Raw genomic sequence first — 13,278 nt, 5'->3', positions numbered from 1 at the left:
TACAAGACGCCCGTACTAGATTTCGTACCTGTCGACATGGCTGGGTGCCGGGAGCAGCCGGGAGAGTGGACAGGTGCTCGCGTTGCTCGCGCCCGGTCAGGGCTCCCAGTCTCCCGGCATGCTCTCCCCTTGGCTCGAGCTGGAGGGGGCGCGCGACACGGTCATCAGGTGGTCCGAGCTCACCGGCCTTGACCTGATCCGCCTCGGCACCGAGGCGGACGCCGAGGAGATCAAGGACACCGCCGTCACCCAGCCGCTCGTGGTGGCTCTTGCGCTGCTCGCCTTCGGTGAGCTGGAGCGGCGGGTGACGCTGCCCGCGGACGTCGTCGTCGCCGGCCACTCGGTCGGCGAGCTGGCCGCCGCGGCCATGGCCGGGGTGCTCGGCCAGGACGACGCCGTGGCGCTGGCCGCCGTGCGGGGTCGCGAGATGGCGGCCGCGTGCGCGCTGGAGCCGACCGGGATGGCCGCCGTGATGGGCGGCGACCCGGACGAGGTCCAGGCGTGGCTGGGCGGGTTCGACCTGGTGGCCGCCAACCGCAACGGCGCGGGGCAGATCGTCGCGGCGGGTCCGCTTGACGCGCTTGACAAGATCGCCGAGGCCAAGGAGCGCCCGGCGTCCAAGATCATCAAACTGAAGGTGGCCGGCGCGTTCCACACCCGGTACATGGCGCCGGCGCGGGCCGCCATGGAGAAGCGGGCCAAGGACGTCCGGGTCGCCGATCCGACCAGGACCCTGCTGTCCAACGCCGACGGTCGGCCGGTGACCGGCGGCGCCGAGGTGCTCGGCCGGCTGGTCGCGCAGGTCACCAGCCCGGTGCGGTGGGACGCCTGCATGGCGACCATGGCGGAGCTGGGCGTCGACGCGATCGCCGAGCTGCCGCCCGCGGGCACGCTGACCGGACTGGCCAAGCGCGAGCTGAAGGGAACCCCGACCGTGGCGCTGAAGGTGCCCGATGACCTGGCCAAGGTGGCCGAGCTGACCAGCGAGGGGAGCGGAACGTGAGCACACTGCGGCTGGCGCGCGGGGCGCAGGCGACCAGGATCCTGGGGATCGGCAGCACCCAGCCGGAGCAGGTGGTCACCAACGAGGACCTGTCGAAGGTCATGGACACCACCGACCAGTGGATCCGCGAGCGGGTCGGCATCATCGAGCGCCGGTTCGCCGCCAAGGACGAGAGCGCCGAGGACATGGCCGTGGTCGCCGGTTCCAAGGCGCTCGCCGACGCCGGTCTCTCACCGTCCGATGTGGACACCGTGATCCTGGCCAACTGCACGTCGCTGACACCCATCCCCAACTACGCCGCGCCGGTCGCGGACCGGATCGGCATCAAGCGGGCCGGCGCCTTCGACCTCAACGCCGCCTGCGCCGGCTTCTGCTACGGCCTCGGGGTCGCCTCCGACCTGGTGCGCTGCGGATCGTCCAAGCGGACCCTGGTGATCGGGTCGGAGAAGCTGACCGACGTGGTGGACCCGGTGGATCGCAGCACCGCCATCATCTTCGCCGACGCGGCCGGCGCCGCGGTGGTCGGCCCGGCCGAGGAGCCGGGCATCGGCCCGGTGGTCTGGGGCACCGCGGGCGACCTGGTCGACATGATCTACATGCGGGACGGCAAGTACATCTTCCAGGAAGGCCAGTCGGTCTTCCGCTGGGCCACGACGCAGATCGCGCCGATCGCCCTGCGGGCGCTGGAGGCGGCCGGGCTGCAGCCGTCCGATGTGGACGTTCTGATCCCGCACCAGGCGAACCTGCGGATCGTGGAGGCGATCGCCAAGCGGCTGCGCAAGCAGGGCGCCCGGGACGACATGGTGGTCGCCGACGACATCGTGTACTCGGGCAACACCTCATCGGCATCCATCCCGATGGCCATGGACCACATGCGGGCCGCCGGGCGGATCCACTCCGGCGACGTCACCCTGCTGATCGGGTTCGGCGCCGGGCTGTCCTACGCGGGCCAGGTCGTGATCTGCCCGTAGCGCAACGCCAATGGCTCCGGCGGGTAGCTTACCCCGGTGGACGACCAGTAGTTACAAGCACGGAAGGGAAGACTCGATGGAGAACGAGAGCAGCGCCAAGGGCCTGAGCGAGGACGAGATCCTCGAGGGTCTGGCCGAGATCGTCGAGGAGGTCGCCGGCGTCGCGGTCGAGGACGTGACCGCCGAGAAGTCCTTCGTGGACGACCTGGACATCGACTCGCTGTCGATGGTCGAGATCGCCGTCCAGGCCGAGGACCGGTTCGGCGTGAAGATCCCGGACGACGAGCTCGCCAACCTCAAGACCGTCGGCGATGCGGTGAGTTACGTCTCCAAGAACGCATGAGTTTTCTCGCTACGGAGGGGCAGTGAGCGACGTCGAGGTTGTTGTCACCGGACTGGGCGCCACCACACCGCTCGGTGGGGATGTCCAGTCCACGTGGGACGGCATGCTTGCCGGGCGGAGCGGGGTGACCACTCTGGAAGACGAGTGGATCGACCGCTACGAGCTGCCGGTGCGCATCGCGGCCCGGCTCGCGGTGGAGCCGACAGAGGTCCTGCCGCGGGTCGAGGCACGCCGCCTTGACCGCTGCGAGCAGGTCGCGGTCGTCGCCGCGCGGCAGGCGTGGCGGCACGCCGGGCTCGGCGAGCCGGGCGATGTCGACCAGGTCGACCCCGACCGGCTCGGCGTGGTGATCGGCACCGGCATCGGCGGCGTGCTGACCGTGCTCGCCCAGGACGACCTGCTGGAGAACGCCGGCCTGCGCAAGGTGTCGCCGCTGACCGTGCCGATGCTCATGCCCAACGGGCCCGCCGCGCACGTCGGCCTCGACCTCAAGGCGCGTGCCGGGGTGCACGCCCCGGTGTCGGCCTGCGCGTCCGGGGCCGAGGCCCTCGCCTGGGGCTGGCGGATGATCCGCTCCGGCGAGGCCGACGTGGTGGTGGCCGGTGGCGCGGAGGCGGCCATCACCAGCATCACCCTGGCCGGCTTCGCCCAGGCCAGGACCATGAGCACGCGCAACGAGGAGCCGACGAAGGCGTCCCGGCCGTTCGACGTGCACCGGGACGGCTTCGTGCTCGGCGAGGGCGCGGGCGTCGTGGTGCTCGAGCGGGCCGACCACGCGGCGGCCCGCGGGGCCAAGGTGTACGCCAAGCTCGCCGGCATCGGCACCAGCGCGGACTCCTACCACATCACCGCCCCGGATCCCGAGGGCGTCGGCCAGTCCCGGGCCATCGCGTCGGCGCTGCGCAGCGGCGGGATCGACCCGGCCGACGTCGGCCACGTGAACTGCCACGCCACCGCGACCCCGGTCGGCGACGTGGCCGAGACCGTCGCCATCCGCAAGGCCATCGGCGACCACCCGGTGCTCACCGCGCCGAAGAGCTCGTTCGGGCACCTGCTTGGCGCCGCCGGCGCGGTCGAGGCGATCATCACGGTGCTGTCCATTCACGACGGGGTCGTTCCCGCCACGCTGAACCTGGACAACCTCGATCCGAAGGTGCTGCTCGACGTGGTGGCCGGCGAGCCGCGCAAGCTCGAGCTGTCCGCGGCGGTGAACGACTCGTTCGGCTTCGGCGGCCACAACGTCGCCCTGGCCTTCACCGCCGCCTGATCCGGTTGTGGATGTCCACTTATCCGAGGAGCACTTGATGACCGCAGTGGCCACGCGGCCCGGTGCGCGCCAGCTCGACCCCCGAGAACCGGAGGTCCGGCTCACCGCACTGCTCGACCCCGGCTCGATGGCACCGCTGCACCCGGCCGACTCGTCCGGGGTGTACGCGGTGCGTGGGCGCATCGACGGCACCAAGGTGATCGCCTACTGCACCGACGCCACCAAGATGGGTGGCGCGATGGGCACCGAGGGGTGCCGGCACATCGTCGAGGCGATCGACACCGCGGTGCGGGAGCGCTGCCCCGTGCTCGGGGTCTGGCACTGCGGCGGGGCGCGGCTGGCCGAGGGCGTGGAGTCGCTGGACGCGGTCGGCCAGGTGTTCGCCGCGATGATCCGGGCGTCCGGCCGGATCCCGCAGATCTCGGTGGTGGTCGGCCCGGCCGCCGGGGGCGCCGCCTACGGGCCGGCGCTGACCGACGTGGTGATCATGTCGCCGGAGGGGCGGGTGTTCGTCACCGGGCCGGACGTGGTACGCAGCGTCACCGGTGAGCAGATCGACCAGGAGGGCCTCGGCGGCGCCGAGGCGCACGGCCGGCGCTCCGGCGTGGTGCACGTGCTCGCCACCGACGAGGCTGACGCCTACCGGCGGGCCCGGCGGATCACCTCGCTGTTCGCCCGGCCCGGCCTGTTCGACCTGCACACCGTGCGCAAGGAGGAGAACCTGCGGGTGCTGCTGCCCGAGCAGGCCAACCGCGCATACGACGTCAAGCCGCTGCTGCGCGGCATCCTCGACCACGACGGCGACGTCTCCATGTTCGAGGAGCTGCAGGCCAAGTGGGCGCCCAACATCGTGGTCGGGCTCGGCCGGCTCGGCGGGCGCACCGTCGGCGTGATCGCCAACAACCCGCTGCGCAAGGGCGGCTGCCTCGACTCGCTGTCGGCCGAGAAGGCCGCCCGGTTCGTGCGCATGTGCGACTCGTTCGGCGTGCCACTGCTGGTCGTGGTGGACGTGCCCGGCTACCTTCCCGGCGTCGGCCAGGAGTGGGAAGGTGTGGTCCGGCGCGGCGCCAAGCTCCTGCACGCCTTCGCCGAGGCCGTCGTGCCCCGGGTGACGCTGGTGACCCGCAAGGCTTATGGCGGCGCGTACATCGCGATGAACTCCCGCGCGCTCGGCGCCACCACGGTGTTCGCCTGGCCGGAGGCCGAGGTCGCCGTCATGGGCGCCAAGGCCGCGGTCGGCATCCTGCACCGCAAGAAGCTCGCCGCCGCCCCCGAGGAGGAGCGCGAAGCCCTCCACGCCCGCCTCACCGAGGAGCACGAGATGATCGCCGGCGGCGTCGACCGCGCCATGGCCATCGGCGTCGTCGACGAGGTCATCGACCCCGCCCAAACCCGCCGCAAACTCGCCGAGGCCCTCGCCGCCGCCCCCGCCGGCCGCGGCGCCCACGGCAACATCCCCCTCTAGCCCATCCACACCCCCAGGCCCAACCCCGTTCGCGGCCGTGCGGTTGTTGTCGCGCCGCGCGCCGCGACAACAACCTCTCCCCCGCGGTCCGGGTCGGCAGGACCCGCGACGCCGGCTTTCGCGGTCGACGAGGCCATCAACCCGGCGCCCCTCAACTCGCCGAACCCTCGCCGGCCGCGCTCACGGGAGCATTCCCGGTAGCCATCCACGGGCGCGAACATGTTCGCGATCGTGAGGTTGTTTGCTGCGCCGCGCGCGCAGCGCGCTGCGCAGCACCAACCTCTTCACATGGCCTGGGTCGGCAGGGGGCGCGACGCCGCTCTCGTGGTGGACGAGGTCACCGGCCCGGTCCACACCCGCCGCAAGCTCGCCGCCGCCCACGCCGCCCACGGAACATTCGGCTGTAGCCATCCACACCACGGGCCCGAACCGTTCGCGGTCATGCGGTCGTTGCCGCGCCGCGCGCGGCGTGGCAACAGCCTCTCCCCACGGTCTGGGTCGGCAGGGACTCGACACCGGCTCTTGTGGTGGACGAGGTCATCGGCCCGGTCCACACCCGCCGCAAGTTCGCCGCCGCCTCCGCCGGCCGCGGCGCCCCACGGCAACATCCCCGTCTAGCCCATCCGCATCCCAGGCCCGAAACCGTTCGCGGTCATGAGGGTTGGTGTTGCGCCGCAGTCCGGGTCGGCAGGACCCGCGACGCCGGCTTTCGCGGTCGACGAGGCCATCAACCCGGCGCCCCTCGACTCGCCGAATCCTCGCCCGGCCGCGGTGCCCACTGAACATTCGGCTGTAGAGATTGGACAGTCTCACCCGCGGGGTCTTTCCGTTGCGATGGGGTCGGGCTGGCGGCCGATCGGTGGCGGCGCGTTGCCGATCTGCCCCGGCGGGAGCAAGCCCTGCTCGATCAGCTGGTTCCGCGCGCGTACTGGATTGATCTCTGGGGCGGAGTTCGGCCGCCATGATCCGGAAGCTGGACCTTGGCACCAAGCTAGGTGTAGGAGTACACTTAGCTGCATGGAGGATGTCGCCCATTATCAGCTAGACGTCCGCCTCACGGAGGAGGAAATCTCCACTTTGGAGGCGATAGGGGATGTGATCCGCTTTCCCAAGGGCAACATTCTCATGGGAGAAGGCGAGACGACGACCTTCGTCCTGCTTATTCGCAAGGGGCATGTCAAGGTCGTTGCCGGCTCTCCACGTCGAGTCGTCGCCATACGCGGTCCCGGTGATCTGGTCGGAGAGATGGCCGCAATTCGCAACAAGCCGCGATCGGCCAGTATTTTCGCCCTGGAAGAGGTTGAGGCACTCCATCTCTCGGCGACCAAGTGGTTGACTTTTCTGGAGAGCAATTTCCGCGCGACATTGGCCCTGGTCAACACCTTGCAGGAGCGACTGGCGGAGTCGACCCACATGACGGTCGAGTCGCAACTGGCCGGCGCCCAGAAACTGGCCAAGTCAATAGTCGACCTCTGGACAAGAGGCCTTGGAATTACCACCGGCGGGAAGAAGGTTCTCCGCTTCAGCCAAATCGACCTGGCCGAACTCGCCGGGATTTCAACTGATTCAGTGAAGAAGGTCGTTCGTCCCTTGAAAGCACGAGGCATACTCTCAGTAGGACGTCAGAGCATCACGATTCTTGACTTGGATACCCTGCAGTCAATCGCTCGTGGCGAAACTCCTACCTCTTAATTGAGCGATGAAGGAAGCGGTCATGTCGTCGAGTCGGGTGTCTTTCGATCCTACCGAACACTCCTTGTTCAACCGCCTGATCGAGCTGGATCTCGATCGGGATCACTTCGCCATCTTCGGTAGCGCACCACTCTACGTTCGCGGCATGATTCCGACCATCGGGGATCTGGATATCATTGCCCGGGGCCCCGCCTGGGATCGGGCGCGGCGGCTCGGCGTATCCGTTTTCGGACCCTTGCGTGGTATTCCGCTGATCCAGTTCTGGGGCGGCAAGATAGAAGTGTTCAGCGAGTGGTTACCGCGGTACTGGGAGACCGACCTGCTTATCGACCAGGCCGAGTGGCTGAGTGGATTTCGGTTTGTTCGGCTTGAGTGCGTACTTTACTACAAGTTCCTGCTTCAACGACCCAAGGACCTTGTCCACCTAGATCAGGTACGAAATTGCCTTACTGCCGACAACGGTTCGTCAGGCTAGATCGTGCGTCCTTCCAAGGTGCGACGACGCAGCCATTTGTCCACGCGATGGCCGCTCGTTGTCACCTGGTCAAGGTAGAGTGATGATGTGATGAATGGTCCTACTCCTGCATGGGCATATGAACGGCCTGAGGTGCATCCGCATGATCCTCGGTGGGCGGTCCGGGCGAGGGTGGAATCTGAACGGCTGACCGAGTTGCTGGGGCCATGGCTGGTCGATGGCGTCGAGCACATCGGATCCACGGCGGTCGCGGGGCTCGCCGCCAAGCCGATCATCGACCTGATGGCCTCGGTGGGCGATCTGAATCTGGTGGTTGACCAAGCATCGGAGTTACTCGCGGCGGACGGTTGGTGTTTAATACCTCCAGAACTGGATTGTCGACCGTGGCGGCGCTTCTTCGTCAAGCCGGACGCTTCGAAGCGACGGCGGAAGGCGCATTTGCACCTGGTCCGGGCCGGGGACCCCCAATGGGCGGAGATGGTCAGATTCCGGGACGCGCTACGTCGCGACGGCCAGCTCGCACAGCGGTACGTGGAACTGAAACGTCGGCTCGCTCAGCAGCACGGCGACGACCGAGAAGCGTATACGGCCGGCAAGACGGAGTTCGTGGAGAACGTGCTGAGGCGGCTGAGCATTCCCGAGCTCGACGATCGCCAAGGTTCACGACTGCGGTTCTGACGCGGCGAGGACGTCGTCGCACAGCTGCAGGCATTCGGCGCAAATGCGCACGCCCGGCCCGGCTATCAGGGTGGACGCCTTCGGCGCGGCCTTACCGCAGAACGAGCATTCCAGGCGACTGCCGGCCGGCACCGGATCCAGTCGGGTGCGGGAGGTTTCCACCGAACCGCTGCGGGCCCGGTGCACGAGGCGGACGCACTCGTCGCAGATGAACACGCCCGGTCCGGCGACGAGCTTGGTGACCTCGTCCTTGGGCAGGCCGCAGAAGCTGCACGCCAGGTCGGCGGTGGCCTTCTTGCGCGCCTTCCAGCCGCCGGTGCCGCCGGTCGCCTCGATGATCTGGTGCACCCGCTGGTGGCTGAGCTCGAGCGCGTCGGCGATCTCCCGCATGGACGCGCCGGCGAAGTGGAGCCGCCGCACCGCGTGGTGGTAGTCGGCCTTGGCGAGATCGGTCTGGCGCTGCGCGTCGGCCAGGCGTGCGGCGGCCTCGCGGGCCCGTCGGAGCAGCCCGTCATCGATCACCATGATGTCTAGGCTAACTAGACATCTCACATAATGTCTAGAACTGCTAGACGATTATTCGGGGTCGACGACGGTCTCGTCGGCGCGGCTGCGCTGGGCCGTGTCCCTCGCCTCGAGGATGTCGTTGGCCCAGCTGCCGAGTTCCTGCGCGATGTCCCGGACGGCTCCGGCGATGATCGACGCGATTCGGCCGAGATGGTCCACCGTCACGTCGGTGGCCACCTGGATGGTGTCCTTGACCTCGGACTCGTTCACCATGGATTGCCTGCCTCCCAGTAGCTCCGGATCATTACCGTACCCGCTCAGAGAGCCTTGACCGCGGCGACGAGGTTGGCCAGCGAGTCCTTGGCGTCGCCGAACAGCAGGGTGGTCTTGGGGCCGTGCAGCAGCTCGTTGTCGATGCCGGCGAAACCCGGGCGCAGCGACCGCTTGAGGAACACGATCGCGGCCGCGTCCTCGGCGGCCAGGATGGGCATGCCGTAGATCGGGGAGCCGGGGGTGGTGTGCGCGGCCGGGTTGACCACGTCGTTGGCGCCGACGACGAGCGCGACGTCCGCGGTCCGGAACTCCGGATTGATCACGGACATCTCCTTGAGCTTGTGGTACGGCACGTCGGCCTCGGCCAGCAGCACGTTCATGTGGCCGGGCATCCGGCCGGCGACCGGATGGATCGCGTACTCCACCGTCACCCCGCGCCGCTCCAGCTCGTCGGTGAGGTCCCGCAGGGTGTGCTGGGCCTGTGCGACCGCGAGCCCGTACCCGGGGGCCACGATCACCTTGCGGGCGTACCCGAGCAGGATCGCGATGTCCGCCGGGCCGGCCGAGCGGACCGGCCGGTCGGTCTCCACCGTACTGCCCAAAGTGGACGGTCCGGCGAACGCGCCGAACATGATGTTGACCAGCGACCGCCCCATGGCGTTGGCCATGAGCTTGGTCAGCAGCATGCCGGAGGCGCCGACCAGGGTGCCGGCCACGATCATCAGCACGTTGCCGAGCACGTAGCCGCTCGCGGTCACCGTGATGCCGCTGAACGCGTTCAGCAGTGAGATCACGATGGGCACGTCGGCGCCGCCGACCGGAAGCACCAGCAGCAGCCCGAGCCCGAGGCTGACGAAGGCCAGCAGCACCACCACGACTAGCGGGGTCCCGATCGGGACCAGGATCCCGGCGGCCAGCGCCCCGGCCACGGCCAGCGCGGCCACCGGGCGCATTCCCGGGAAGATCAGCGGCCGGCCGGTGACCAGCTCCTGCAGCTTGGCGAAGGTGAGCACCGAACCGGAGAACGTCACCGAGCCGATCAGCACGGTGAACGCCGCCACTGCCAGCTGGTCGACGTCGCCGCGGCCGCCGGTCTCGGCCAGCTCCAGCAGCGCGACGAGCGCGCCCGCCGCCCCGCCGACGCCGTTGAACAGCGCCACCATCTGCGGCATCGCGGTCATCCGCACGCGCTCGGCGGCGATCACCCCGATCGCCCCGCCCACCAGGATCGCCAGCAGGATCAGCGCCAGCCGGTCCGGCCGCGCGACGAGCGACACCACCACGACGGCGACCAGCGCGCCGGCCGCGCCGATCGCGTTGCCCAGCCGGGCCGACTTCGGCGAGGACAGGCCCTTGAGCGCGACGATGAAGCACACCGAGGCCAGCAGATAGCCCAGCGAGGCCCCGGTGGCGGTCACTCCCTCTCCTCGCAAGCTCGGTGATGGCAACCCCGTCGCCTCGTCCCTCGGCGACGGGGCAGCGTTGAATGGTTCGCTCCGCAAGCTCCGCTCACAGCTTGACGTTCTCCTCCCGGCGTTCCCGGCGGCCGCGGAACATCCGCAGCATCCGGTCGGTCACCACGAAGCCGCCGACCAGGTTCACCGCGGCCAGTGCCACGGCGACGAGCTCGAGCGCGAAGATCAGCTCCGACTCGGTGTGCGCGGCGACCGCGATCGTGCCGACCAGGATGATGCCGCTGATCGCGTTGGATCCGGACATCAGCGGCGTGTGCAGGGTCGACGACACCTTCGAGATGACCTCGTAGCCCACGAAGATCGCCAGCACGAACACGGTCAGCAGGGCGACCCCGTCCATCACTCGGCGTCCTCGCCGAGCAGCTCGCGGGTCGGGCCGTGCCGCACCTCGCCGGCGTGGGTGACGCAGCACCCGGCGAGCACCTCGTCGGACAGGTCGGGCTTGAGCTCACCGTCGGCGTTCATCAGCAGCAGCAGGTTGACCACGTTGGTGGCGTACAACCGGCTGGCCTGCCCCGGCATCTGGCTGGGTACGTTGCGCCCGCCCCAGACCCGGGCGTTGCCGACGGTCAGCTCCTCGCCCGGCTTCGAGCCCTCCACGTTGCCACCCGACTCCGCGGCCAGGTCCACCACGATCGAGCCCGGCTTCATGGCCTCCACCATCTCCCGGGTGACCAGCAGTGGCGCCGGCCGGCCCGGCACCGCGGCCGTGGTGATCAACGCGTCGGCGTCGGCCACGTGCGGCGCGAGCAGCTCCCGCTGCCGCCGAGCCCGCTCCTCGGTCGCCTCCCTGGCGTACCCGCCGGCGCCCTCCAACGTCGGCAGGTCCAGGTCGATGAACTCCGCGCCCACGCTGCGCACCTCCTCGGCCGCCGCCGCGCGCACGTCGTAGGCGCGCACGACCGCGCCGAGCCGGCGCGCGGTGGCGATGGCCTGCAACCCGGCCACGCCCGCGCCCAGCACGAGCACCCGCGCAGGCGGCACGGTGCCCGCGGCGGTCATCAGCAGCGGGAAGAACCGCGGCAGCCGCTCCGCGGCGATGAGAGCGGACCGGTACCCGGCGACGAGCGCCTGGGACGACAGGGCGTCCATCGCCTGCGCCCGCGACACCCTCGGCACCAGCTCCATGGCGAACGCCGTCGTCCCGGCATCGCGCAGCGCCCGCACCAGCTCCAGCTCACGGGCGGTCGGCAGGAACGAGATCGTGATCGCGTCCTTGTCGAGCCGGTGCACCTGCTCGATCGCGGGCGGTTGCACGCACAGCAGGGCCTGCGCCCCGTCCAGCGCGTCGGCTTCGACCGCGGCGCCGGCGGAACGGTAGGCATCATCGGAATAGCGAGCCGCCGCCCCGGCCGCGGGTTCCACCGCGACCTCGAGGCCGGCATCGGTCAGGCGGGAGACGAGCTCCGGCACGAGGGCGACCCGCCGCTCGCCCGGCATCGTCTCGGCAGGTACGGCGATCTTCACAAGGAGCAACCTTAATTCACGGTTTACTCCGCCGGACCCGCCGTCATGCTAAGACGCCCATGATCGCCATTCCGGCGCGAAAATGCCCGAACCGGCAATTCCCCGCCCGAACAGTGAGCACTGCGCCGGACCACGCTGGAACCCCGGCCCGACAACGCCACCAAACCACCCCGGAAACCAAGGGCCCCGGCAAGGTCGGCCACCGGAACGCGTCACACGGCTGCACGAGTGCCGAACCTGCCTGCGGGAAGGCGGACACGCCGGACTCCGCTGAAGCCCAACCCGCAGACGCCACCCGACCACCCCACAAACCAGGGCGCCCCCACCCGCCCCGCGGGGCGAAACCCCAGCTAGTTGCTGTGCGCTTCCTGGAACCGGGTCAGCAGATCGTGTGACAGGCGGCCGCGCTCGGCGACGGTCTCGCCCTGGTTGCGGGCCCACTCCCGGATCGCCTGAACGTCGGGCTTGTCGCCGTTGCGCCGCGTGCCGGCGCGACCCTTCTGGTTGTGGGATCCGACGCGGCGCGCGTGACCCACGTACTCCGCCAGGGTGTCGCGCAGCCGGGCGGCGTTCTCGCTCGACAGGTCGATGCGGAAGTCCACGCCATCGAGGGCGAAGAACACGGTCTCGGCGGCCTGTCCACCGTCGAGATCGTCGACCAGCTCGACAACGGTCTTCTGCGCCACGATGTCCCTCCAGGTGCATCCGGTTCACATGCCGGCACGCAGAATATCGGTCGGGCGGCGGGATGAGGGGCAAATGGCGCGGTGTGGCGGCATGGCCATCACTCGAAGGAGGCGAGTTGCCAGGTGATCACGACTGGGCCGGCGGGCCGGTCGACCCGGACATCGATCTGCACATCCCGGAGCAGCGCCAGGAGCTCGCCCGCACGCACGGCGCCGTGCTGGCCGTCATCTCGCTCGGCGGGGCGCTCGGCGCGCTCGGCCGCTACGCGCTGACCGCCGCGATCGCCGTGCCGCCCGGCGGGTTCCCGCTGGCCACCTTTCTGGTCAACGTGGGCGGCTGCCTGCTGATCGGCGCGCTCATGGTGCTGGTGACCGAGGTGTACCGGACGAGTCTGCTGCTGCGCCCGTTCCTCGGCGTCGGCGTGCTGGGCGGGTTCACCACGTTCTCCACCTATGCGGAGGACGTGCGTGCCCTGCTCCGTCCCGGATCGGAGCTCACCGGCCTCGCCTACCTGGCCGGCACGGTCGCCGCCGCGGTGCTGGCGGTCTGGGTGGGCGTCCACCTGACCCGCCTGGCCACCCGGCGCGCGGCGGTGGCCCGATGATCCTGCTGCTGGTGGCGCTCGGCGGTGCGGTCGGCGCGCCGCTGCGCTACCTGGCCGACCGGTTCGTCCAGCAGCGCCACGACTCGGTGTTTCCGTGGGGCACCACCACGGTCAACGTCGCCGGCGCCGCGCTGCTCGGGGTGCTCGCCGGGATCGGCACCGCGCTGCCCGGCAACCTGGCCGCGTTCCTCGGCACCGGCTTCTGCGGCGCGCTGACCACGTACAGCACCTTCGGCTACGAGACCGTCCGGCTGGCCCAGGAGCGGGCCCGGTTCCTCGCCGTGGCCAACGTGGCGTTCACCGTGGTGGCCGGCATCGGCGCGGCGGTCCTCGGCTACTCGACCACGGCTTCGTTCGCGACGTAAGGAGGT

16 protein-coding genes are annotated in these 13,278 nt (G+C 69.8%); 10 read left to right on the top strand and 6 right to left on the bottom strand.

All coding sequences use genetic code 11. The features are described 5' to 3' along the window. Positions 1-73 precede the first annotated feature (73 nt). From VGX25_RS16125 to VGX25_RS16090, 8 genes are all read left to right on the top strand, one after another. Complete coding sequence (locus tag VGX25_RS16125; RefSeq protein WP_326918602.1) at positions 74-1,003, top strand: ACP S-malonyltransferase; 930 nt, start codon at positions 74-76, stop codon at positions 1,001-1,003. Then, positions 1,000-1,974: a beta-ketoacyl-ACP synthase III gene (locus VGX25_RS16120; RefSeq protein ID WP_326918601.1), complete on the top strand. Its 975-nt coding sequence runs from the start codon at positions 1,000-1,002 to the stop codon at positions 1,972-1,974. Before VGX25_RS16125 ends, VGX25_RS16120 begins: the two co-directional genes overlap by 4 nt. A gap of 76 nt (positions 1,975-2,050) precedes the next feature. Next, positions 2,051-2,317, top strand: coding sequence for an acyl carrier protein (locus VGX25_RS16115; RefSeq protein ID WP_326918600.1), 267 nt, complete (start codon positions 2,051-2,053; stop codon positions 2,315-2,317). A gap of 22 nt (positions 2,318-2,339) precedes the next feature. Next, the gene (locus tag VGX25_RS16110) at positions 2,340-3,584 is read left to right on the top strand and encodes a beta-ketoacyl-ACP synthase II (protein ID WP_326918599.1); all 1,245 of its coding nucleotides are present in this window, start codon (positions 2,340-2,342) and stop codon (positions 3,582-3,584) included. Positions 3,585-3,621: 37 nt separating this feature from the next. Next, positions 3,622-5,049, top strand: a complete 1,428-nt coding sequence (locus tag VGX25_RS16105; RefSeq protein ID WP_326918598.1) for an acyl-CoA carboxylase subunit beta — start codon at positions 3,622-3,624, stop codon at positions 5,047-5,049. Positions 5,050-6,066: 1,017 nt separating this feature from the next. Continuing rightward, positions 6,067-6,741: a Crp/Fnr family transcriptional regulator gene (locus tag VGX25_RS16100; RefSeq protein ID WP_326918597.1), complete on the top strand. Its 675-nt coding sequence runs from the start codon at positions 6,067-6,069 to the stop codon at positions 6,739-6,741. Between the two features lie 7 nt (positions 6,742-6,748). After that, a complete protein-coding gene (locus tag VGX25_RS16095) occupies positions 6,749-7,216 on the top strand; it encodes a hypothetical protein (protein WP_326918596.1) in 468 nt (155 codons plus the stop codon). Positions 7,217-7,306: 90 nt separating this feature from the next. After that, the gene (locus VGX25_RS16090; protein WP_326918647.1) at positions 7,307-7,894 is read left to right on the top strand and encodes a GrpB family protein; all 588 of its coding nucleotides are present in this window, start codon (positions 7,307-7,309) and stop codon (positions 7,892-7,894) included. Here VGX25_RS16090 and VGX25_RS35690 read toward each other — a convergent pair. The 6 genes from VGX25_RS35690 to VGX25_RS16055 form a co-directional block, all read right to left on the bottom strand. Further along, positions 7,877-8,419 carry a ClpX C4-type zinc finger protein gene (locus VGX25_RS35690; protein ID WP_414635831.1) on the bottom strand — a complete coding sequence of 181 codons (543 nt, stop codon included), beginning with the start codon at positions 8,417-8,419 and terminating at the stop codon, positions 7,877-7,879. The genes VGX25_RS16090 and VGX25_RS35690 overlap by 18 nt on opposite strands. Positions 8,420-8,470: 51 nt before the next feature. Next, on the bottom strand, positions 8,471-8,674 hold the full coding sequence (locus VGX25_RS16075) for a hypothetical protein (RefSeq protein ID WP_326918595.1): 204 nt from the start codon (positions 8,672-8,674) through the stop codon (positions 8,471-8,473). A 44-nt stretch (positions 8,675-8,718) separates the two neighbouring features. Next, positions 8,719-10,092, bottom strand: a complete 1,374-nt coding sequence (locus VGX25_RS16070; protein WP_326918594.1) for an NAD(P)(+) transhydrogenase (Re/Si-specific) subunit beta — start codon at positions 10,090-10,092, stop codon at positions 8,719-8,721. Positions 10,093-10,183: 91 nt separating this feature from the next. Then, positions 10,184-10,489, bottom strand: a complete 306-nt coding sequence (locus tag VGX25_RS16065) for an NAD(P) transhydrogenase subunit alpha (RefSeq protein WP_326918593.1) — start codon at positions 10,487-10,489, stop codon at positions 10,184-10,186. Continuing rightward, on the bottom strand, positions 10,489-11,616 hold the full coding sequence (locus VGX25_RS16060; protein ID WP_326918592.1) for a Re/Si-specific NAD(P)(+) transhydrogenase subunit alpha: 1,128 nt from the start codon (positions 11,614-11,616) through the stop codon (positions 10,489-10,491). Before VGX25_RS16060 ends, VGX25_RS16065 begins: the two co-directional genes overlap by 1 nt. Before the next feature lie 350 nt (positions 11,617-11,966). Then, positions 11,967-12,302 carry an Lsr2 family protein gene (locus VGX25_RS16055; protein ID WP_326918591.1) on the bottom strand — a complete coding sequence of 112 codons (336 nt, stop codon included), beginning with the start codon at positions 12,300-12,302 and terminating at the stop codon, positions 11,967-11,969. Positions 12,303-12,418: 116 nt separating this feature from the next. Here VGX25_RS16055 and VGX25_RS16050 point away from each other — a divergent pair, with 116 nt between their 5' ends. After that, positions 12,419-12,907, top strand: coding sequence for a CrcB family protein (locus VGX25_RS16050; protein ID WP_326918590.1), 489 nt, complete (start codon positions 12,419-12,421; stop codon positions 12,905-12,907). Further along, a complete protein-coding gene (gene crcB, locus VGX25_RS16045) occupies positions 12,904-13,272 on the top strand; it encodes a fluoride efflux transporter CrcB (RefSeq protein ID WP_326918589.1) in 369 nt (122 codons plus the stop codon). The genes VGX25_RS16050 and crcB overlap by 4 nt, the downstream gene beginning before the upstream one ends. Positions 13,273-13,278 lie beyond the last annotated feature (6 nt).

Origin of the sequence: Actinophytocola sp. (assembly GCF_035942955.1) — a bacterium.
In the GTDB taxonomy this organism is placed as follows: Bacteria; Actinomycetota; Actinomycetes; order Mycobacteriales; family Pseudonocardiaceae; genus DASYTH01.
Note: the sequence above shows the minus strand (reverse complement) of the source record. Positions and strands in the feature narration are given on the sequence as shown.

Coding starts and splice junctions, on each gene's coding strand:
- VGX25_RS16100 (WP_326918597.1), top strand. CDS start 6,067: ATGGAGGATGTCGCCCATTATCAGCTAGACGTCCGCCTCACGGAGGAG.
- VGX25_RS16105 (WP_326918598.1), top strand. CDS start 3,622: ATGACCGCAGTGGCCACGCGGCCCGGTGCGCGCCAGCTCGACCCCCGA.
- VGX25_RS35690 (WP_414635831.1), bottom strand. CDS start 8,419: ATGGTGATCGATGACGGGCTGCTCCGACGGGCCCGCGAGGCCGCCGCA.
- crcB (WP_326918589.1), top strand. CDS start 12,904: ATGATCCTGCTGCTGGTGGCGCTCGGCGGTGCGGTCGGCGCGCCGCTG.
- VGX25_RS16090 (WP_326918647.1), top strand. CDS start 7,307: ATGAATGGTCCTACTCCTGCATGGGCATATGAACGGCCTGAGGTGCAT.
- VGX25_RS16075 (WP_326918595.1), bottom strand. CDS start 8,674: ATGGTGAACGAGTCCGAGGTCAAGGACACCATCCAGGTGGCCACCGAC.
- VGX25_RS16065 (WP_326918593.1), bottom strand. CDS start 10,489: ATGGACGGGGTCGCCCTGCTGACCGTGTTCGTGCTGGCGATCTTCGTG.
- VGX25_RS16115 (WP_326918600.1), top strand. CDS start 2,051: ATGGAGAACGAGAGCAGCGCCAAGGGCCTGAGCGAGGACGAGATCCTC.
- VGX25_RS16095 (WP_326918596.1), top strand. CDS start 6,749: ATGAAGGAAGCGGTCATGTCGTCGAGTCGGGTGTCTTTCGATCCTACC.